General features: G+C 55.3%; 20 protein-coding genes and 1 tRNA gene. 11 read left to right on the top strand and 10 right to left on the bottom strand.

The annotated features are described in order from the left end of the window. Positions 1–3 precede the first annotated feature (3 nt). Positions 4–1,035 (bottom strand): SAM-dependent methyltransferase, encoded by a 1,032-nt coding sequence (locus RMR21_RS11035; protein WP_498668064.1) that lies wholly within the window; start codon positions 1,033–1,035, stop codon positions 4–6. A 1-nt stretch (position 1,036) separates the two neighbouring features. Next, positions 1,037–1,825: a DUF1295 domain-containing protein gene (locus RMR21_RS11030; protein ID WP_498668063.1), complete on the bottom strand. Its 789-nt coding sequence runs from the start codon at positions 1,823–1,825 to the stop codon at positions 1,037–1,039. A gap of 180 nt (positions 1,826–2,005) precedes the next feature. Here RMR21_RS11030 and RMR21_RS11025 point away from each other — a divergent pair, with 180 nt between their 5' ends. The 3 genes from RMR21_RS11025 to RMR21_RS11015 all read left to right on the top strand — a co-directional run bounded on the left by RMR21_RS11025 (position 2,006) and on the right by RMR21_RS11015 (position 3,901). After that, the gene (locus tag RMR21_RS11025; protein ID WP_498668062.1) at positions 2,006–2,377 is read left to right on the top strand and encodes a DUF2147 domain-containing protein; all 372 of its coding nucleotides are present in this window, start codon (positions 2,006–2,008) and stop codon (positions 2,375–2,377) included. A gap of 24 nt (positions 2,378–2,401) precedes the next feature. Next, the gene (locus tag RMR21_RS11020; RefSeq protein ID WP_498668061.1) at positions 2,402–2,818 is read left to right on the top strand and encodes a DUF2177 family protein; all 417 of its coding nucleotides are present in this window, start codon (positions 2,402–2,404) and stop codon (positions 2,816–2,818) included. Positions 2,819–2,941: 123 nt separating this feature from the next. After that, positions 2,942–3,901, top strand: coding sequence for an alpha/beta fold hydrolase (locus tag RMR21_RS11015; protein ID WP_498670141.1), 960 nt, complete (start codon positions 2,942–2,944; stop codon positions 3,899–3,901). A 19-nt stretch (positions 3,902–3,920) separates the two neighbouring features. Here RMR21_RS11015 and RMR21_RS11010 read toward each other — a convergent pair whose 3' ends face one another. Further along, entirely contained in the window at positions 3,921–4,637 is a 717-nt protein-coding gene (locus RMR21_RS11010) for an SDR family NAD(P)-dependent oxidoreductase (protein ID WP_498668060.1), read from the bottom strand. Between the two features lie 196 nt (positions 4,638–4,833). Between RMR21_RS11010 and RMR21_RS11005 the strand changes: the two genes are divergently transcribed. Beyond that, positions 4,834–4,983 carry a DUF2256 domain-containing protein gene (locus tag RMR21_RS11005; RefSeq protein ID WP_498668059.1) on the top strand — a complete coding sequence of 50 codons (150 nt, stop codon included), beginning with the start codon at positions 4,834–4,836 and terminating at the stop codon, positions 4,981–4,983. An 839-nt stretch (positions 4,984–5,822) separates the two neighbouring features. On the opposite strand, the gene RMR21_RS11000 is transcribed toward RMR21_RS11005, so the two are convergent. Further along, entirely contained in the window at positions 5,823–6,464 is a 642-nt protein-coding gene (locus RMR21_RS11000; protein WP_498668058.1) for a hypothetical protein, read from the bottom strand. A 132-nt stretch (positions 6,465–6,596) separates the two neighbouring features. After that, positions 6,597–6,673: transfer RNA gene (locus RMR21_RS10995), tRNA-Arg, on the bottom strand. A gap of 458 nt (positions 6,674–7,131) precedes the next feature. On the opposite strand from RMR21_RS10995, the gene RMR21_RS10990 reads away from it, so the two are divergent. Continuing rightward, the gene (locus RMR21_RS10990; RefSeq protein ID WP_498668057.1) at positions 7,132–7,641 is read left to right on the top strand and encodes a MarR family winged helix-turn-helix transcriptional regulator; all 510 of its coding nucleotides are present in this window, start codon (positions 7,132–7,134) and stop codon (positions 7,639–7,641) included. Positions 7,642–7,739: 98 nt separating this feature from the next. Here the strand turns inward: RMR21_RS10990 and RMR21_RS10985 are convergent, their stop codons facing one another. The 3 genes from RMR21_RS10985 to xylF all read right to left on the bottom strand — a co-directional run bounded on the left by RMR21_RS10985 (position 7,740) and on the right by xylF (position 11,032). After that, positions 7,740–8,522: an ATP-binding cassette domain-containing protein gene (locus RMR21_RS10985; RefSeq protein ID WP_498668056.1), complete on the bottom strand. Its 783-nt coding sequence runs from the start codon at positions 8,520–8,522 to the stop codon at positions 7,740–7,742. A 20-nt stretch (positions 8,523–8,542) separates the two neighbouring features. Next, positions 8,543–9,856: a sugar ABC transporter permease gene (locus tag RMR21_RS10980; RefSeq protein WP_498668055.1), complete on the bottom strand. Its 1,314-nt coding sequence runs from the start codon at positions 9,854–9,856 to the stop codon at positions 8,543–8,545. Positions 9,857–9,991: 135 nt separating this feature from the next. After that, positions 9,992–11,032, bottom strand: coding sequence for a D-xylose ABC transporter substrate-binding protein (gene xylF / locus RMR21_RS10975; RefSeq protein ID WP_498668054.1), 1,041 nt, complete (start codon positions 11,030–11,032; stop codon positions 9,992–9,994). Positions 11,033–11,259: 227 nt separating this feature from the next. Here xylF and RMR21_RS10970 point away from each other — a divergent pair, with 227 nt between their 5' ends. Further along, positions 11,260–12,477: an ROK family protein gene (locus tag RMR21_RS10970; protein WP_498668053.1), complete on the top strand. Its 1,218-nt coding sequence runs from the start codon at positions 11,260–11,262 to the stop codon at positions 12,475–12,477. A gap of 29 nt (positions 12,478–12,506) precedes the next feature. After that, on the top strand, positions 12,507–12,740 hold the full coding sequence (locus RMR21_RS10965; protein WP_498668052.1) for a hypothetical protein: 234 nt from the start codon (positions 12,507–12,509) through the stop codon (positions 12,738–12,740). Here RMR21_RS10965 and RMR21_RS10960 read toward each other — a convergent pair whose 3' ends face one another. Beyond that, positions 12,741–13,196 (bottom strand): hypothetical protein, encoded by a 456-nt coding sequence (locus RMR21_RS10960; protein WP_498668051.1) that lies wholly within the window; start codon positions 13,194–13,196, stop codon positions 12,741–12,743. 61 nt (positions 13,197–13,257) lie between these two features. Then, entirely contained in the window at positions 13,258–14,250 is a 993-nt protein-coding gene (locus tag RMR21_RS10955) for a LysR family transcriptional regulator (protein WP_498668050.1), read from the bottom strand. Positions 14,251–14,516: 266 nt separating this feature from the next. Between RMR21_RS10955 and chvE the strand changes: the two genes are divergently transcribed. The 4 genes from chvE to araD1 all read left to right on the top strand — a co-directional run bounded on the left by chvE (position 14,517) and on the right by araD1 (position 19,492). Next, positions 14,517–15,581: a sugar ABC transporter substrate-binding protein ChvE gene (gene chvE, locus RMR21_RS10950; RefSeq protein WP_498668049.1), complete on the top strand. Its 1,065-nt coding sequence runs from the start codon at positions 14,517–14,519 to the stop codon at positions 15,579–15,581. An 86-nt stretch (positions 15,582–15,667) separates the two neighbouring features. Next, entirely contained in the window at positions 15,668–17,203 is a 1,536-nt protein-coding gene (gguA, locus tag RMR21_RS10945; protein WP_498668048.1) for a sugar ABC transporter ATP-binding protein GguA, read from the top strand. After that, a complete protein-coding gene (gene mmsB / locus RMR21_RS10940) occupies positions 17,203–18,399 on the top strand; it encodes a multiple monosaccharide ABC transporter permease (RefSeq protein ID WP_498668047.1) in 1,197 nt (398 codons plus the stop codon). The genes gguA and mmsB overlap by 1 nt, the downstream gene beginning before the upstream one ends. A 97-nt stretch (positions 18,400–18,496) precedes the next feature. Next, positions 18,497–19,492: an AraD1 family protein gene (gene araD1 / locus RMR21_RS10935; protein WP_498668046.1), complete on the top strand. Its 996-nt coding sequence runs from the start codon at positions 18,497–18,499 to the stop codon at positions 19,490–19,492. The last annotated feature ends 213 nt before the right edge of the window (positions 19,493–19,705 follow it).

Genomic DNA, 19,705 nt, shown 5'->3' with positions numbered 1-19,705 from the left:
CGGTTAGCGTTTCGCGGGCGAAAGTAGATAGTGGCCAACGCCCCATACGTCGCCTTTTGCATGGCCAAACAACCCGGCTGTGGCGAGGAAGAAGAGTCGCCAGCGACGCCGCCACAGAACCGCGTCTGCGCCGTAAACCTGCTTCAAGATCGGGGTAATACGCTCAGCTTCCCGGTCGAAGTTCGCCAGCCAGTCCATGGCCGTGCGGCGGTAATGTTCACCCGACCATCGCCATTCAGCCTCAACTTCATACGTATCGTCGAAGCGGTGCGGAAGGTCGTGTGCCGGCATGATGCCGCCGGTAAAGAAATGCTGTGCGATCCAGTCAGTCGGGTCGCTGGGGCAAAACCGGTAGGAGCGGCTTTTGTGGGTGAAGACGTGAATGAACAGTTTGCCGTCCTCCCGCAGCCAACTGCGCGTCCTTTCAAACAGCGTGCGCCAGTTCGACATGTGTTCGAACATCTCGACGGAGACTATTCGGTCGTAGCTCCCAGATGGTGCAAAGTCATTCATGTCTGCTGTGATGACAGTCAGATTGCGGATGCCATGACGCTCCGCCTCACCAAGAATATAGGCGCGTTGTGACGCAGAATTGGAGACGGATGTGATGCGTGCATTGGGAAACTGGCGTGCCATGTAAAGCGAAAGCGACCCCCAGCCGCAACCCAGTTCCAAGATGTCCATGCCGTCGGTGAGATTCGCATGCTTGACGGTTTCGGCCAAGGCTGCCGTTTCAGCGTCGTCCAGCGTCGTGTTGGCGCTGGGGTAATAGCAGCAGGAGTATTTTCGCTGTTGTCCGAGTACCAGAGAAAAGAATTCTGCCGGTACCTCGTAATGTTGGCGATTGGCGTCGTCCGTGTTGGTCGCAACGGGAAAATCCGTCATCCTTTGCGTGAATGTCTGCTCTTCCTCTTGGGGAGATTTTTCCAGCTTCCGCTTGGTGCGGGCGCAAAGAAAATCGATGCCAGCCAGCGTCAAGCTGTCAGAAAGCGGTGCCCGTTCCGCAGCGTTGATGGCGAAAGCCAACATGTTCATCCTATTCCTCCTCTTTTCGTGGTCCAGGAAAGAACGCGTTCACGCGTCTTTGCAAGGATTTGAATTTCTCACCCCGCGAGCGCAGCATGTGCTCTTCCAGCGGCGGGATGCCTGACGCGTGCACGAGCAGCCAGTACATCAGCGCAGGTGCGAGCAACGAAGCCCAGCTCAATGGTGAGGGTCCCGTGAGGGCCATCAGCGGCCAAGAACACCAGAACAGCCACTCGAAAAAGTAGTTGGGATGACGAGAGTAGCCCCACAGACCTTCTTCACACACCTCGGTTTTCGCTTCGGGCGTTTTGCGGAAATGCGCAAGCTGCCGGTCCGACACGGCTTCGCCCGCAAGTGCGACGAGCGCAAGCATTATGGCGGTGATGTCCAGCCATGTGGGGAATGGTGATGGATTGGAGGCGGCGAGATAGATCGCCAACACGAGGATAAACCCTGCCAATGCCTGTATCTGTAGAAACTGGAACAGGCGTTTGCCAGCTTTGCTGCCCCAGTCTTCTACCAGCTTGGCATAGCGCGGGTCTTCGCCGCCGCCCTTTGTGCGGGTCCCGATATGACTACCAAGCCTGATCGACCATATGGCGATGATGATGAAAGCCGCTATGCGCCGCTCGAATGTGCCTTGCGCGGCCAAAGCGGCAACAAGTCCGCCGATCCCCACGGCGAAGGACCAGATGGTGTCGATCCAACCGCTGGCGCCGGTCTTTCGCTGTATGGCCCACGCGGACGTCATGGCAAGACTGAGCCCAATGGCAATCAAGATCATCAAACCGTAGTTCATCGGGACATTCTTCCGCACTGATATGTTTCTGCTTTCAACAGACTACGGCGAAGAACACCCCCTGGTTTGGTCGGGAAAGAAAAAAACCGATAAGACGTTTTCGGGTGATCCAATGAAACTTTTCCACCGTTCTAGCCTTCAGTACATCACGACACAGTCAAACTGTCGGAGGAGACGGTGATGAAAACAGCATTCCCCTACGCCATCTGCATGGTCCTTTTTTCTATGGGCGCCGCTTCGGCCGCAGACATCAACGGTCAGTGGTCGCGCGGCGATGGCAACGCCAAGGTTCGCGTCGCGCCTTGCGGCGGCGATATCTGCGCCACCAACACTTGGATCAAACCCGGTACGCCGACAGAGAAAGAGGGTGACAAGCTGGTCATGAGCATCAAGCCGACCTCTGACGGAGAGTATGCTGGAACCGCTTTCGACCCGCAGCGCGATCTGACCTACAAACTGACGGTGTCGGTCAAGGGCGATACGATGACAACCAAGGGCTGCGTTCTTGCTGGCGTTATCTGCAAGGGCGTCGAATGGTCGCGAATCAACTGATGATTTTCGGAAATTGGGGCTAAGATGAAGAAACGCGCTGTAGCTTATCTTTCGACGCTGGTGGTGTTTGTCGCCATCGATTTTGTGTGGCTGAGCGTGATGGCAGATGTGCTCTATCGGCCGACATTGGGGCCGATGCTGGCGCCGGAGTTTCGGCCCATCCCCGCTATCCTGTTCTACTTTATCTATGCCGCAGGACTGACCTTCTTTGCCGTGCGCCCGGGCCTTGTTACAGCCAAGCTGGGGACGTCAACGCTTTATGGCGCAATGCTCGGTTTCATGGCCTATGCGACCTATGACCTGACCAACCAGGCGACGCTCGTCACCTGGACGACAACGTTGACGGTTGCCGATCTGATCTGGGGCTCGCTGCTGTCGGGCGTTTCGGCTTGTGCAGGTCATTGGATCACCGAGAAGTTTGGCGGTCGCATCGCTCGTTGAAGGACGCGGATGTCTGCTTCACGCGACGTCGAGCCGACGGGTTCGTTTTTCGTCACGCCTCTCTATTTCAGGTTCATCATGGCATCTCGTTTAGTGACTGTGTTCGGAATTTCTATCGCAATGATGCTCGGAGGTGGGGCCTTGGCGTCGGAAAAGATAAAGTCTTCGGTCAAATCAGGCGAGGCTAGAGTCGACGTCGGTGGTTTCAAGCTCAACAGCATTCTCCTGCCAGCCAAGAAAGGCGCAACGCTTCCGCCTCTCGTCTTCATTCACGGCGCCAGCACTAGCCTTTATGACCCGATGTATGCGTTCCGTGAAAAGCTGGAGGGCAAAGCGACGTTGCTGTTCGTTGACCGGCCCGGTCACGGCCGCTCCGATGTGGGGCCGAAGGCAAATGTCTCACCCGATGCACAGGCAGATGCCATCGCGGAACTTATGAAAAAACGGGGCATCCGCAAGGCGATCATCGTCGGCCACTCCTTCGGCGGCGCCATCATCGCCGCCTTTGCCGTGCGTAATCCAGACATGGTAGAAGGCCTTGTTTTTCTGTCTCCGGCGCTCTACCCGTGGCCGGGCGGGGTTTCCTGGTATTACGATGCAGCACGGCTACCCTTCGCCGGGGTTCTGTTTAGCACGCTCATCGCGCCTCCAGCCGGCGCATTCGCCATGGATGCCGCTGTTAAATCTGTCTTTGATCCCAACCCACGCCCGTCGGATTATATATCGAAAACAAAGGCGTATCAGGCGTTGCGGCCCATCGCCTTCCGTCACAATGCGCAGGAAGTGGGTGGCTTGAACGCATGGGCAAAGACGGCGTCTCCAGCATTTCGCGACATCAAGGCAAAGACCGTCATCATTGCGGGCGATGCCGACAAGGTTGTCTCAACCGATATCCATTCGCGCCATCTCGCGCGTGATATCAGAGGCGCCGAACTCATCGTCGTCCATAATCTCGGCCATAAATCCGATTTTGTTGCAAGCGAGCTCGCCATTGCAGCCATGGAAAAGATTGCGGGCAAAAAGCGGAACCTCAAGGCCATTGCGAAGTCGTTAGAGGCGAAGATCGCCAGTGACGGAAAATAATCTTCCGATCGGCTGGTGGCTACCAGGGAATGTCGCTGCCGTCATAAGCGATGAACGTCCCGGATTGCTCCTGATGCAATTTGTCCAGTGACGACAGCATCGCATGAGCGGCCTCTTCTGCAGAGACGGTATTGTGGCCACGCGAGTACGGATCTGACAGGCCGGTCCGCACCGTTCCCGGATGGATCGACACCACGACCGCCAAAGGGTGTGTGCGTCGGTACTCTATTGCGCAGGTGTGAACGATCTGGTTCAGCGCCGACTTTGCGGCGCGGTAGGACATCCACCCGCCCAGTCGGTTATCGCCGATAGAACCGACGCGTGCCGACAGGAACGCCGCGATGGAACGCTGTTGTCTGTCCAGCAGCGGCAAAAAATGCTTGGCGATCAGCGCTGGTCCCACTGCGTTCGTTCTGAATTGCTCCAGCATAATGTCAGGGTCCAGGTATTTCAGCGATTTTTCCGGCGATACGCCGTTCGTCGTCAGAATGCCGGTCGCGCAGACAATAAGATGAACGGGACCGCCGGAGACCGCTGCTGCCGCTGCCTCGACGCTTTTCTCGTCATGCAGATCAAACCCGTCAGCCCTGCGTGAAAACGTGAAGAGTTCGCCAAGCTGCGGCTGTTGCTCCACCAGACCAGCAATTGCTGACCCTACGCCTCCACTTGCCCCTAGGACAATGGCGCGGAAGTTTGGTGGCAGGGAGGATAGAACGGGCGAGGGCAATGTTTCCATGTGTTATAAACACCCAGCGCAGCAAGAGGTTCACGTGATTGCTGATGGGTATTAAAGTAATTCATTCATGCCTCTCGGCAAGGCGTATCTTTGTGATCCCGATGGAAACAATCTGACTGTGCGTACGTTTTCGCCAAACTGATCTCACCATTTGGGGCGTAGGTCGTTTTAACGATAGAATATTCTGGAATAGCAGATGGCAAAACATCGCGACAAATCAAACCTGCCTTCAAAGATTTGTCCGGTTTGCGGCCGGCCGTTTTCATGGCGAAAGAAGTGGGAGAAGAACTGGGACAGCGTCAAATTTTGTTCGCAACGGTGTCGGGAGACGAAAGGAAGATCGTGAGGCCATCACGATAACGGAGGGCGTCAATTGAGCTGGTGTTGCAGGGCTTCTATCGCAGCTTTAGTGTCGCCATGATGGCCCAGCACGATGTGTTCGGCCGAGGTAGGGAGGGGGTGCTCTTGTCTCAGGACGCACTCTCTCAATCTCCATTTTCTAGAGAGGACTACTGAAGGTGTTTTCGGAAAGCCCGCGCCCGGTACCAGCGTCTTTCTACTTGTGTTCTCGTAATCTCAGGAGCCAAGAAGGGTCGTCGTTTCGATTGATCGCGCCGCTGATTTAATTTTATCTGGTGGCAACCGGAGGCGATGATGGATGATTTGAAGAATGCGCTTAAGGCGATGAAAGCGGCCCACGATTCGGCTTCGGCAGTCAATGGAGACATGCTTGCACATCTGATTGAGATGGCGATCCGTCAAGCTGACTAAGAAATCATGCAGGAGAAGAAAACGAAGGTACGGCCTTGAGGAAGATCAAAAGACAGCCAGAGCGTAAGCGCCGCATATGGCCGTGGCTGGTTTTGTTCGCTGTTACGCTTATGACAATTTATGCCTATGGGACGGCCGTCACGGCTTGGGAAGATATGTCGAGGACTTGGCGGGATCTGGTGCAGCTTTTCTGGTGGATTATACCCGATGAAAAAACTTGACGGCTAGCGGTGGGATCGCGTGGCTGTAGGCATGGGCGCAAAATAGGGACCGATAAAGACCCAGCGTTAAGCCGAGAGTTTTAGAGCCCAATTGAAAACATTTGCGCAATTTCTCTCTCGATATGACTTTTTTAAAGGCAAGGCCATTGTGGTGCCGAGATAGAACAAGCTTCCCAACCTGATGCTCGCAGCGCTATTTCAAGCTTATAAAACTACTGAACCTGTCAACAACGGCATCTTGGTAAATTGCACCCAAGGCACCAACAACGAAAAAGCCAAAAATAGATATTGCTAGAAATCGCCTTCTCGCAGCAGCTCTTTTGCCTCTTCCTATTTGAATTTCGTATTTAGGAAGTAGGTAGCCGATCAAATTAATTGCAATGAAGATAAAGCCGAGCGTGATTAACACTGACGCCAACGCGTCCTGTGTGTGCTCATATGCGGCGAGCCCGAACACTGCGATCACCGCTCCGCCAACGTGACCGCAGTACCGTTGTGAGTGCAGCGGCGCAATGTACGTTTTGATGGAGCTTGTAAGGGCCAATATCTCCCTTTCGAGCAAGATGCACCGCTCGCGCTGCCCCGAGATCTGCAGTGCAACCCTTCGAAACAAAAAGTCAGAAAACCTCAGTTGCACGCAAGTGTCGCCATAGGCACCGCTGTCAATAACGATGCTGTTAACAGTATGAGCTAGGAGCCATGGACTCCCCAAGAATTCGTTCTCATCGGAATAACGCTCTTTGTGCCCCGTCGAGTATTCAGCGGTCAATGAAACTGGCTTCTCTGTAGCTTTTCTAATTCGTTCGCAGAACTGTTGCAGGAATTCGCTAGTCACTGCATAGGATCCGCTTAGCAAGTTCTCGATGATGTACGGAGATGTCATTGATTGCCGCTCGCGCCCGCTTCCTATGTGCTTTCTGTGAAGAAAATCTGAGACTTCAAAGCGTCAACAATTTACTGAAAACTATGGCGCACCCGACAGGATTCGAACCTGTGACCTTTGGAATCGGAATCCAACACTCTATCCAGCTGAGCTACGGGTGCATCCGTGCGGGCAATGAATCGCCGCTGGTTGTGATTGGTTCTTAGCCTAGCTTGTCCTGCGCATCAATGCGTAAAATTAGAGTGGGGATTGGGATAGGGGATCATCTTTCTCCAGACGCATCTGCATGTGCACTTTCATTCTCCTAAAACGTGTGCATTTGCTCGCGAAATGAGCGCTTCCGCTCCACAGTTCATCATCGTGTCTGCGACTTTTTTTGGGATGCACGACAGTCGTTGAACCGTCATTCCAGATGGAAAAAGATTTTTCCTGGCTCTTAAAACATGACTTGGAACGCTAAGTCGTTGCAACTTATCCTTTATTTTGATCACCATTTTAATGGCGATTAATTAGGAGTGGAAAGTTTTATATCGTTGCTTTATATATTATTAAATCTTGTTCTAATACACCTAATTCGGTAGTTTACTACAATCTTGGAACGAATCAATGGAGGCTATACGTGACTGAAGGTCTCGCATTCGACTATCGCGTTGATGAAACAAAATATATGTATGCCGCTGCCGCGTCCTCAACACCAAAGGTGGATATCGATTACTCGATCCTATCTGACGCCGTCGTCTACAGGCTCCGACGAGCACAGCTTTCGGTTGTGTCCGAATTCAACGATAGTCTGTTGACGCTCGGTTTGCGACCAGCCGATTTTTCGGTTCTCATCCTCGTCGCCAACAATAGCGGCTTAAAACAGAGCGATGTCGCAGAAGCACTCGGTATCCAGCGTGCCAACTTCGTGGCCATCATTGATGGTCTTGAGGACAAGAAGCTCATTCAAAGACGTCGATCCATGTCAGACCGTCGCGTTCACTATCTGGATATGACGCCTGAAGGTCATGTTGTGGTGGAAGAGGTGTCCCGTCTCTGGCAGGAGCACGAAAACAAGCTGATTGATCGCTTGGGCGGCGAAAAGGCGCGCGATCAACTGGTGAAACTTCTGCGACGCATCAAGGACTGAAGATCGATCTTACGATGTGTGGGCGTCAGCCGTCTGCACACCGTGTTTCATTCCTAAAGATCCAAGGGTGCGTTTGGCTGCACCCTTGGGATGGATGATCAGGGCCTCATTGCGCCTGGGCCGGGCGTTGCTCCTTCGGGTACCTTGCCCAGAATGATCATGCCCAGCACTTCGTCCTTGGTCACGTCCTGCGTTCTTGCATGGCCGACGACCTTGCCGTTTTTCATCACGAACACACGGTCTGCGAGATCGAAGACGTCGTGAATGTCGTGGCTGATGAGGAAGATGCCGATTCCTTCTTTCTTGAGCTCCTTTACCAGATCACCCACCTGCGCGGTTTCCTGCGGTCCAAGTGCGGCAGTGGGCTCATCCATGATGAGAATGCGGGCATCGAACAGAATGGCGCGTGCAATGGCGACGGATTGCCTCTGTCCGCCGGATAGCGCCTTCACCGGCTCCTTGAAGCGCTTGAAGTTGGGGTTGAGACGGCCCATCACTTCGCGAGCGGAGGCCTCCATGGCCACATCGTCCAGCGTACCCCAAGGGGTTCGTAGCTCACGGCCGAGATAGAGGTTGGCTGCGGCATCGACATTGTCGGCGACGGCCAGGGTCTGATAGATGGTCTCGATGCCGAATTTCTTGGCGTCGCGCGGATTGCGAATATCGACGTCCTCGCCGTTGATCAGGATATCTCCGCCATCGCGACGATAGGCGCCGGACAGAATCTTGATCAGCGTTGATTTGCCTGCGCCATTGTGGCCGAGCAATGCCACGACTTCGCCGCGATGGAGATCGACAGAAGCATTTTCCACCGCGTGGATGCCACCGAAGGAAATGGAAATATTGCGCATTTCCACAAGCGGAGTGGATTGGTCCGTCATATCGGAAACTCCTCTTATTCTTACTTGGCTCTGGCGCGGTAAACGGTATCCAGCCAGACAGCCAGAACGAGTACCATTCCGATGACGATGCTTTGCAAGGGCGTATCCATGCCCAGCAGCACCATGCCGGAATTGAGCGATTGCATGACAATGGCGCCCAGAATGGCGCCGGCAATGGTGCCAGCACCACCGGCAAGCGATGTGCCACCGATGACAGCTGCGGCTATCGTGTAAAGCTCGTCCAGTGTGCCCTGAGCGTTTGTCGCAGCGTTCAGACGCGCGGTGGAAATAGCGGCTGCGATGGCGCACAGGGCTCCCATCAGCGCAAAAATCCGCACCGTCACCCAGCGGGTCTTGATACCTGCGAGAACCGCTGCCTCCGGATTGCCGCCGATGGCAAAGACATAGCGGCCGAAGCGGGTGCGATTGGTGATGAAGTTCATGACGATGGCGATGCCGAGCGCGATTAGCACCGGTATGGCAACGCCCAGCGAGATTTCGAGGCCCGCATCCGGCCAGACCATATTGTTGGCTTCGGCGTATTTTCGCGCGAGATTGACCGGCATGTAGTAGCTATTCAGAACCTTCACAGCTCCCAGCACGATACCGCAGCCAACGAGGCCCATGAAAAACTCGGCCCAGATGGGCTTGAGCGGAAAACCGAAACGCTTGCGTTGTCTGCGTGAATTGATGATCGACAGGACAATGAGGACGCAGGCTATGATGCCCACGATCCAGCTGGCCGTTGCGCCGATCGATCCATCTGCACCGCCGCCCATCAGGCGAAAGCGGGTGTCCATGGGTGCAACTGTTGCGCCACTCGTCACCATCCATGCCGCACCGCGCCAGACAAGCAGGCCACCGAGCGTGACGATGAAGGATGGCACGTTCATAAAGGCGATGATGACGCCCTGAAAAGCCCCGATGGCAGCACCCAGCGCAAGACCGACGCTGAGCGCGAAGACCCAGGACATGGGGTGGTCGTAACCCAGCCAGCCGGGCAGAAAGCGTGTTTGTGTCACCGCCATGATCATGCCGACGAAGCCGAGGATTGAGCCGACCGAAAGATCGATATTGCGGGTCACGATGACCAAAACCATGCCGGTTGCCATGACGGAAACCGATGCAGCCTGAACGGACAGATTCCACAAATTGCGCGATGTCAGGAAGAGGCCGCCGGAGAGGATGTCAAATCCGACCCAGATGGCAAACAACGCAACCACCATGCCCAGAAGCCGAGTGTCGACTTCCGTCGCGTTTATGAAACGTCGAAATGGGTTGCCCTGTTCTGCCCGTGCGCCGGGTGACGATGCGACAACGGTTTGGTCCGTCATGTGTCCTGTGCTCCCTGAAACCTATCATGCCTCGCATATGCGGGACCGTCGCAAGCTTGCCTGCGGCGGCGCCGTCAAAGACGAGGTGAAACGTTGACTTTGCGGCCTTTTCGTTTCACCACGCCAAATGCGGGGTTATTTGCAAGCGGCGACGGTTCCGCCCTTCACGCCTTGGCAAAGTTCGCTCTTGGTGATCCACTTTGCGTCCAGAACCACGTTGAGGTTGTCTTTTGTGATGGCCTGCGGCTCAAGGAAATAAGAGCTCATCTCGACACCATTGGTGCCTCCCTTGAACTTGATGGTGCCTTCCAGCGTTTCCATCTTAGTTCCCTTGGCCAGCGCGACAGCGACTTCGCCGGCCTTTTTGCCCAGCTTGCGGCTGTCTTTCCATACAGAAACCGTCTGGGTGCCGAGCGCTACGCGGTTCAAGGCAGCCTTGTCGCCATCCTGACCGGAAACAGGAACGGAGCCGGCAAGCCCCTGTGCTTCCAGTGCTGCAACTACGCCGCCTGCCATGCCGTCATTGGACGAGACGACGGCATCGACCTTGTTGTTGTTGGCGGTCAGAAACTGCTCCATATTCTTCTGGGCAATTTCGGGCTTCCAGCCATCGGTATAGGCTTCACCGACATTCTTGATCTTGCCGGAATCGATGGCGGCTTTCAGCACCTCCATCTGGCCGGAAAACACGAAGTCCGCATTCGGGTCGGTCGACCCGCCCTTGATGAAGACGTAGTTACCCGTCGGCTTGATCTTGAAGACTTCCTTTGCCTGCAGGCGGCCGACTTCCTTGTTGTCGAAGGTGATGTAGTAGGTGCTGGGGTTTTCGATCAGACGGTCGTAGCCCACGACAGGAATGCCTTCGGCGGCAGCCTTTTCAATGGCGGGACCGATGGCGCTCGAGTCCTGGGCCAACACGATCAGCGCGTTCGCCCCCTGTGCGATCAGGCTTTCGATGTCGGTCAGCTGTTTCGCGGCCGAGGTCTGAGCATCAGCGGAGATGTATTTTGCGCCAGACGCCTTGAGCGCGTCCTTGATCGCGGCTTCGTCGGTCTTCCAGCGCTCTTCCTGGAAGTTGGACCAGGACACGCCGACGACGAGATCGGCAGCGACAGCCACCGTGTGCAGAGAAACGAGTACGGCTGTACCCGCCAATAGCTTGGCAAAAGAATTCATGAAGTCCTCCCGGGTAACGACGAAGCGCGAAGCACCTCCATGCCCCTACGATCGCCACGAAACCTGCCAAGCAACGCCAAAAGCATTTTTTCTCGACAGTCGAGAAATTAAATGTCAGAGAATCCAGAGGCTGTCAACAGAACTCGGCGTGGCTTTCTACAGGGTTGGTTGCGGCCTGATCCCTTAGGGTCTATGGCGGTGAAAACAGGCGAAGGAACTGAATTGCAATGTCGGGCATAGCGAGCACAGAGCTGGTCCGGCAGCAAAACAGTTTACGGGTTTTGAGCGCGTTGCGACGCCACGGTAATCTCTCGCACACCGACCTTGCGGGATTGACTGGCCTTGCCTCCGCAACCGTGTCGGCCATTACCGCAGATCTTGAACGTTTCACCCTCATCGAGCGCACCGAGCAGCAGGCAGCATCGGGCAGAGGTCGACCGCGGGTTCTGTTTCAGCCAAACAGGCATTTCGGCTATGTGGCGGTGGTCGTCATATCCTCGGATGCGGTTCAGTATTCACTCGTGGACTTCACCGGCAAGCTGATGGACCGATTCGGGGAGGCGCGCACGTCCGGCAAGGCGGAGGATTTTGCGCTGTCGGTCTTGAGCGGCTTGCTTCGTCTCGTTAACCGCTCCAAGATCGTTTCCAATTCAGTGCTGCATATCTCCATCAGCAGCAAGGGGTTGGTCGATCCGGCCAGTGCCATGCTTGTATGGTCACCGGTACTGGGCGAAGGGCAGGTCGATTTTCGACAGATATTATCACCGCATTTTCGCGCCCGGATTTATCTCTATAATGAGACGTTACTGGTCGCCGAGGCCTTGTGGATGCGCCAACGGTCTGAGACACCGCCGCCCTCCTCGCTTGCCGCCCTCTCGCTCGGCCACAGCATCGGCCTGGGCGTTGCGCGCGACATGGGGGAGGGCCGCGCGGCGGTTGAGGCACCCAATTTCGGGCATATGCTGCATATGCCGGATGGTGCGCTGTGCCGCTGCGGTGCGAAAGGCTGCGTCGAGGCCTATTGCGGTTTTTACGGTATTTTGCGCACGGCATTCGAAGTGCCGACCAATACGATACCCGCGAAATTCGTGCCGTTAGCGGAGGTCGACAAGATCGCAGCATCCGCCCGTTCGGGAAACCGCATGGCGGCTTTCGCATTCCGGCAGGCGGGACTTGCTTTGGGCAATGGGCTTTCGAGGCTGTTCAGCCTGCATGGTCCGATGCGCGTTTTTGTGACAGGACCAGGAACGCGGTTTTTCGATCTTCTCAAGACCAGCATTCAGGACGGCATGGTACAGACAAATGCCATCCGTATTGGTGGGATGCCACAGATCACAATCGAGCCAGATGAGCAGAGTCTGGTGTTCGATGGGCATATGGGACTTGCATTATCGCGTCTGGACGGAGATATCCTGACGTCTGGTACGGCTACAGCACAAACATAATCGCAGCCGAAGACGCGCAGGGAGACACTATGCTGTTTATCGACACCAATCATCCGATCTATCAGCCTTTGTGGGTAAGGCTGTTGATTGTCGGTCTCTGCGCGGGCTGGGCCATCATCGAATTCGTCAATCACGAGATTTTCTGGGCAACCCTCATCGGCGGCATCGCAGCGTATTCTGCCTACGTCTTGCTGATTACCTTCAAGCCAGCGCCCGAAAAGACCGAAGAAACGATAGTGCCGACCTCACAGGACGACGCTTGATCACCGCGTGATGAAGCGGATTGCCTGATCGATCAACAGATTGGCGGCCGTCATGCGCAGATTGGCATTTTTGCGAAACTGCGGGCTCACCATATCCGGGTGGTTAAACCGCGCAAAGTTGCGGCGCTTCTCGCTCAATGTCTCCACGGTATCCCTATCGTTGATCGCCAGTTCGTCAGACACGTCGGAAAGTGCCGTTCTCTCCAAATGCGGTGGCATGATCTCCGGCTCTGGCTCAGGCGCAGCGTGGGCAACTGGATGCTCTACAAACCCCAGATACGATTCAAGATGGCGATTGGCCGCCAAAGGGTCGTGAGTTGCGGTCTCGAAAACGAGGCTGGCACTGAAACTGTTGATGTTGGATCCGGATCGCGGTGTTTCCTCGGGCAAATCGCTTTCATTTTCACGCTCCAGGCGCTCCACGACGGATTGAAAGACGGATTGTCCAAACAGCATGCGACGGTCCCTGATGATGGGGTTACACGATCATATCAACATGGCGTCTGGCTTGCGCCTCTCAATTCCATGTCAGATTGCGGCTCTCCTCCAGAACGAGGTCGTAGAGCAATTGGGCGCTTGGCGGCAAAGCCCGGTCTTTCGTGATGATCAGGCTGTAGGGTTTGACGCTCAATTCGAAATCTGTCGGAAGAATGCGGATATCGCCCATCGGCGAATGCTGACCGGAAACGAATTGTGCCATTTCGAATGCAAGCGGAGCGATCGCGTTGGTTTGCGTAACGATCGCGAGTGTCAGAACGACGGATGGCGTATTGATGACGTTTCGGGGCAGCGCTACGCCCTGTGACAGAAAGACATCTTCCATCGTGCGCCGCAAGAGGGCACCCGGCGGCTGGAACACCCAATCATACTGCGATAGATCCTCGAGCTGGGCCGGGGAACCATTCAACAGCGGATGGTCCTTGCGGACGAGAAGGCAAGCCGACTCGATGCCGATTTCATGCGCGCTGAAGAGTGCGGGATCGAGATCATCAGGGATGCGACCGATCACGAAATCATGCCGGGCGGCCAGAAGTTCGCGTGCCAGCACATTGCTTGTTTCAACCTGCACATTGATCTCGATGCCGGGATAGGTGTCCATCGCTTTGTGCAGGGCAGGGACGACAAGGCTGATGGCAGGCGCCGTCACCGAGCCGATGAAAACTGAACCGCCATTGCCCGATTTCATCTGCGCCAATTCGCGACTGGCTTCGCGAAGCTCCAGAAGAATCTTCTTCGCGCGCTTGGCAAGTGCTTCGCCAAATTCGGTCAGGACGACCCCGCGCGAGGCGCGTTGGCAAAGAGGGCTTTTAACAATGGCCTCCATTTCTGCCAGCATGCGCGAAGCGGCGGGTTGCGTCATGTTGAGTGTGGCAGCGGCGGCGCTGACCTGACCATGCTCTTCGATCGTCACCAGCATGCGCAGATGAGCCATTTTAAGCCCAGCGCGTAGCAGGGGATTGTCTTCTGTCAACGAGAGAAATTCGAATGTGTTCGTTCCATTTCGTTCCATGGATGTTTCCATTTGCACCGTGAAAAAAGTGGTCGGGCGATAATATCGATTTAATATACCAAAAATGACATAGGAAAAGCCGCATATTCTATTTGACAGTTATATGATTTCAGAACAGTTTGCGCCTGTGCCGAGGGGGAGTGGCGAAAGATCGGATTGTATTCGCGGTCCAGTCGAGTAAGCTAAAACTCCATTGCTCGGGCAGTGGATTTGAAGGCGGATTGTCGATAGACAGCGCCGGCAAGAGGGTTCAAGGGAGAGAGTTTATGAAATCCATCATTTCGTTGGTTGCGGCCTGTGCCATCGGCGCTGCAGCATTTGCGTCGCCGGTCTGGGCGCAGGATAAGGGCACAGTTGGTATCGCGATGCCAACGAAGTCGTCTGCACGCTGGATCGATGACGGCAACAACATCGTAAAGCAGCTTCAGGAAGCTGGTTACGCGACAGATCTGCAGTACGCTGACGACGATATTCCGAATCAGCTGTCCCAGATTGAGAACATGGTTACCAAGGGCGTAAAGGTCCTCGTGATCGCATCGATCGACGGCACCACGCTTTCGGACGTGCTAAAGCAGGCTGGTTCGCAGGGCATCAAGGTAATCGCTTATGACCGCCTGATCCGTAACAGCGGCGACGTCAGCTACTACGCAACCTTCGACAACTTCCAGGTTGGCGTGTTGCAGGCAACATCCATCACCGACAAGCTTGGCCTGAAGGACGGCAAGGGCCCGTTCAACATCGAGCTGTTCGGCGGTTCGCCAGACGACAACAACGCGTTCTTCTTCTACGACGGTGCGATGTCTGTTCTGAAGCCTTACATCGACAGCGGCAAGCTGGTCGTGAAGTCCGGCCAGATGGGCATGGACAAGGTCGGTACGCTACGTTGGGATCCTGCAACGGCTCAGGCCCGTATGGATAACCTTCTGTCTGCATACTACACAGACGGTAAGGTCGATGCGGTTCTGTCGCCTTACGACGGTATCTCCATCGGTATCATCTCTTCGCTCAAGGGCGTTGGTTATGGTTCTGGCGACATGCCGCTTCCAATCGTTTCCGGTCAGGATGCTGAAGTTCCGTCCGTCAAGTCGATCATGGCTGGCGAACAGTACTCCACGATCTTCAAGGACACACGCGAACTCGCCAAGGTTACCGTTGGCATGGTCAATGCAGCGATGCAGGGCAAAGAGCCTGAAGTTAACGACACAAAGACCTATGAAAATGGCGTCAAGGTCGTTCCTTCCTACCTCCTGAAGCCAGTTGCCGTGACCAAGGACAACGTCAAGCAGGTTCTGGTTGACAGCGGTTACTACAAAGAAGACCAGCTGAAGTAATTTTATGATCGTGGCGGGGATGGATACTGTATCCATCCCCGCTTCTTCAAATAAGAACGCCGGATTGTACGGCGCTGGATTGCGATATGGACAATACCATTCTCGAAATGCGGAATATCACCAAGACCTTCCCGGGCGTGAAAGCGCTTGAGAATGTGAACCTCAAGGTTCGCCAGGGTGAGATACACGCACTCGTCGGCGAAAACGGTGCTGGAAAGTCGACCCTTATGAAGGTCCTTTCAGGCGTTTATCCCGCCGGCACCTATGACGGCGAAATTCACTATGAAGGTCAGTTGCGGAACTTCCGCGCGATCAACGATAGTGAAGACGTGGGCATCATCATCATTCACCAGGAACTGGCCCTCGTGCCGCTTCTGTCGATTGCTGAAAACATTTTCCTCGGAAACGAGATTGCCACCAATGGCGTCATCAGCTGGCAGCAGACGTTCAACCGTACGCGCGAGCTGTTGAAGAAGGTCGGCCTCAAGGAATCGCCTGAAACGCTGATCACCGACATTGGTGTGGGCAAGCAGCAGCTCGTGGAAATCGCCAAGGCGCTCTCCAAGAGCGTCAAGCTGCTCATTCTGGACGAACCCACCGCGTCCTTGAACGAAAGCGATTCGGAAGCCCTCCTCAATCTTTTGATCGAGTTCCGCAAGCAGGGTCTGACGTCCATCATCATCACGCACAAGCTCAACGAAGTGCGCAAGGTGGCAGACCAGATCACGGTTCTGCGCGACGGGATGACCGTCAAGACGCTGGACTGTCATAACGAAGAGATCAGCGAAGACGTCATCATCCGCAACATGGTGGGCCGCGATCTCGAAGACCGTTACCCACCACGCGACGTGCCGATCGGCGAAACCATTCTGGAAGTGAAGAACTGGAACGCCTATCACCAGCAGCACCGCGATCGCCAGGTATTGCACGATATCAACGTCAGCGTCCGCAAGGGCGAGGTCGTGGGTATTGCGGGTCTGATGGGTGCGGGGCGCACCGAATTTGCGATGAGCGTGTTCGGAAAATCCTATGGTCACAAGATCACCGGCGACGTTCTGATCCATGGCAAGCCCGTTGATGTCAGCACCGTGCGAAAGGCCATCGACGCCGGTCTCGCTTATGTGACCGAGGACCGCAAACATCTGGGCCTCGTGCTCAACGACAATATTTTGCACAACACGACACTTGCCAATCTGGCCGGTGTGTCGTCTGCCAGCGTCATCGACGATATCAAGGAAATGACGGTCGCGAACGACTTCCGCAAGCGTTTGCGTATCCGCTCTTCCGGCATCTTTCAGGAGACGATCAACCTTTCCGGTGGTAACCAGCAGAAGGTTGTCTTGTCGAAATGGTTGTTCTCCAATCCTGACGTCCTCATTCTTGATGAGCCGACACGCGGCATCGACGTCGGTGCAAAATATGAAATCTACACCATTATCAACCAGCTCGCCGCCGAAGGAAAAGGCGTTCTGATGATCTCATCGGAAATGCCCGAACTGCTTGGCAATTGCGACCGCATCTACGTTATGAACGAAGGACGGATTGTCGCCGAATTGCCGAAGGGAGAGGCGAGCCAGGAAAGCATCATGCGCGCTATAATGCGCTCAGGGGAGAAGAACTGATGAGTTCGGCCAACACATCCACCGAAGAGAGCAACGTCGTATCCGTCGGCTCGTATATCCGGGCCAATATCCGCGAATACGGCATGTTGATCGCGCTCGTCGCCATCATGGTTTTCTTTCAGTTTTACACGGGCGGTATTCTGTTTCGCCCTGTTAACCTGACGAACCTGATCCTTCAGAACTCGTTCATCGTCATCATGTCGCTCGGCATGTTGCTGGTGATCGTGGCGGGACATATCGACCTTTCGGTCGGCTCCATCGTCGCCTTCGTCGGCGCGGTCGCGGCAATTCTGACCGTGCAATGGGGTATGAACCCGTTGCTGGCAGCACTGATCTGCCTTGGCGTCGGGGGTCTGATCGGGGCTGCACAGGGTTACTGGATCGCCTATCACCGCATCCCGTCATTCATCGTGACGCTGGCTGGTATGCTCGTGTTCCGCGGTCTGACGCTGTTCGTTCTCGGCGGCAAGAATATCGGTCCGTTCCCGGTCGATTTCCAGGTCGTTAGCACCGGCTTCTTGCCTGATATCGGCGGTATCGCCGGTTTCAATACGACGTCCATGGTTCTGACCGTTGCTATCACCGTTGTCCTGTTCGTGTTTGCGCTGCGCCGCCGCAAGGTGAACCAGAGTCACGGCATCGATGTCGAGCCTTTCGGTTTCTTCATTGCTCAGCACGCCCTGATTTCGCTTGCCATTGTCTTTCTGGGCTACCAGCTGTCGACGTATCGCGGCCTTCCGAACGTCTTGATCGTCATGCTCGTGCTGATCGCTGTTTACAGCTTCGTCACGCGCCGCACGACCATCGGTCGTCGCATTTACGCCATGGGTGGCAATGAAAAGGCGACGAAGCTGTCCGGCATCAACACCGAACGCTTGAGCTTCCTGACCTTCGTCAACATGGGTGTTCTCGCTGGTCTTGCTGGCATGATCATTGCGACGCGCCTGAACTCGGCAACGCCTAAAGCGGGTGCTGGCTTCGAACTGGACGTGATCGCGGCCTGCTTTATCGGTGGCGCATCGGCATCCGGCGGCGTTGGCAAGATCACCGGCGCTGTTATCGGTGCCTTCATCATGGGTGTCATGAACAATGGCATGTCGATTGTCGGTCTCGGCATCGACTTCCAGCAGATGGTCAAGGGCCTCGTGCTGCTGGCTGCCGTGTTCTTCGATGTCTACAACAAGAACAAGGGCTGATCGCCAGATCGCCGCCAGATTTTGACAAGAACAAGTGGCCGGTTTCCGGCCACTTTCATGAGATGCAGGCGTCAGATCGTCTTTGAAAGGAACTACCGTGCTGATTTCTCAAATCAAGGATGCGAGCGGAAACATCATTGTCGCCGTTCGTGAAGAGGGTGGCCAGGCGCGCACCGTCAACAATGCCGGATCGGTCTATGCGCTGGCCATGGAAGCTGCCAACACCCAGAAGTCGTTGGCCGAAGTGATCGAGGCCAAGGGCTACGGCGAGGCGGTCGATCTTGAGGAAGTCTATGCCGAAGGCCGCTTTCTGCCGCCGATCACGCATCCCGACCCTGCGCATCTGCATCTGACCGGCACCGGGTTGACCCATCTGGGTTCGGCCGCCACACGCGATAGCATGCACAAAAAGACCAGCGAGACATCTGACGAGAGCCTGACGGACTCGATGAAAATGTTCAAGATGGGTCTCGAAAACGGCAAGCCGAAGCCCGGCCAGACCGGTGTCCAGCCTGAATGGTTCTACAAGGGCAACGGCAATGTCGCCGCTGCACCCGGTGCTGCGCTGCTGTCTCCGTCTTTCGCGCTGGACGGTGGCGAAGAGCCTGAGATGGCTGGTATCTATGTCATCTCTGAGACGGGCGAAGCCGTCCGTGTCGGCTTTGCGGTCTCCAACGAGTTCTCCGATCATGTTACTGAACGGATGAACTACCTGTATCTCGCCCACTCCAAGCTGCGTCCGGCAAGTTTCGGTCCGGAAATCCGGGTGGGTGAACCGCCCTCCGACATTCGCGGGACATCCCGCATTCTACGCGATGGTAAGGTCATCTTCGAAAAACCGTTTCTGTCGGGTGAGGACAACATGTCCCACACCTTCGCCAATCTGGAATACCATCACTTCAAATATGGTTTGTTCCGGGCCCCCGGCGAAGTGCATGTCCACATGTTTGGCACTGCCACGCTGTCCTTTGCCGATGGTGTGAAGCCGGAAGCCGGCGACGTGTTCGAGATTGAGGCGACCGGTTTCGGTCTGCCGCTGCGCAACACGCTCAAGGTGGAAATGGAAGAGACTATTTCGGTCCGCCAGCTCTAAGCGTATCAAATCGTTCAAATCAAAAAAGGCCCTGAACCTTGTGGTTCAGGGCCTTTTTTGATTGAGGCGTCAATCAAGAACGATCAACATTCCAACGAGGGGAGAGGGCGTCTTGTAAAGAGCGTTCCTGCGGTGACCTGGATATGACCATGGTAATGTGTTTCTGCTTGGCTTGGCGCGATCGCATACGGTGAGTCAAAAAATAAAAAAACG

This window comes from Agrobacterium sp. rho-8.1, assembly GCF_033957725.1.
Taxonomy (GTDB): domain Bacteria; phylum Pseudomonadota; class Alphaproteobacteria; order Rhizobiales; family Rhizobiaceae; genus Agrobacterium.
This window is presented reverse-complemented; position numbering and strand designations above follow the sequence as displayed.

Excerpts from the sequence above, each read along its gene's own strand:
- RMR21_RS11035 (WP_498668064.1), bottom strand. The coding sequence starts at position 1,035 with ATGAACATGTTGGCTTTCGCCATCAACGCTGCGGAACGGGCACCGCTT.
- RMR21_RS11030 (WP_498668063.1), bottom strand. The coding sequence starts at position 1,825 with ATGAACTACGGTTTGATGATCTTGATTGCCATTGGGCTCAGTCTTGCC.
- RMR21_RS11025 (WP_498668062.1), top strand. The coding sequence starts at position 2,006 with ATGAAAACAGCATTCCCCTACGCCATCTGCATGGTCCTTTTTTCTATG.
- RMR21_RS11020 (WP_498668061.1), top strand. The coding sequence starts at position 2,402 with ATGAAGAAACGCGCTGTAGCTTATCTTTCGACGCTGGTGGTGTTTGTC.
- RMR21_RS11015 (WP_498670141.1), top strand. The coding sequence starts at position 2,942 with ATGCTCGGAGGTGGGGCCTTGGCGTCGGAAAAGATAAAGTCTTCGGTC.
- RMR21_RS11010 (WP_498668060.1), bottom strand. The coding sequence starts at position 4,637 with ATGGAAACATTGCCCTCGCCCGTTCTATCCTCCCTGCCACCAAACTTC.
- RMR21_RS11005 (WP_498668059.1), top strand. The coding sequence starts at position 4,834 with ATGGCAAAACATCGCGACAAATCAAACCTGCCTTCAAAGATTTGTCCG.
- RMR21_RS10985 (WP_498668056.1), bottom strand. The coding sequence starts at position 8,522 with ATGACGGACCAATCCACTCCGCTTGTGGAAATGCGCAATATTTCCATT.
- RMR21_RS10980 (WP_498668055.1), bottom strand. The coding sequence starts at position 9,856 with ATGACGGACCAAACCGTTGTCGCATCGTCACCCGGCGCACGGGCAGAA.
- xylF (WP_498668054.1), bottom strand. The coding sequence starts at position 11,032 with ATGAATTCTTTTGCCAAGCTATTGGCGGGTACAGCCGTACTCGTTTCT.
- RMR21_RS10970 (WP_498668053.1), top strand. The coding sequence starts at position 11,260 with ATGTCGGGCATAGCGAGCACAGAGCTGGTCCGGCAGCAAAACAGTTTA.
- RMR21_RS10965 (WP_498668052.1), top strand. The coding sequence starts at position 12,507 with ATGCTGTTTATCGACACCAATCATCCGATCTATCAGCCTTTGTGGGTA.
- RMR21_RS10960 (WP_498668051.1), bottom strand. The coding sequence starts at position 13,196 with ATGCTGTTTGGACAATCCGTCTTTCAATCCGTCGTGGAGCGCCTGGAG.
- RMR21_RS10955 (WP_498668050.1), bottom strand. The coding sequence starts at position 14,250 with ATGGAACGAAATGGAACGAACACATTCGAATTTCTCTCGTTGACAGAA.
- chvE (WP_498668049.1), top strand. The coding sequence starts at position 14,517 with ATGAAATCCATCATTTCGTTGGTTGCGGCCTGTGCCATCGGCGCTGCA.
- gguA (WP_498668048.1), top strand. The coding sequence starts at position 15,668 with ATGGACAATACCATTCTCGAAATGCGGAATATCACCAAGACCTTCCCG.
- mmsB (WP_498668047.1), top strand. The coding sequence starts at position 17,203 with ATGAGTTCGGCCAACACATCCACCGAAGAGAGCAACGTCGTATCCGTC.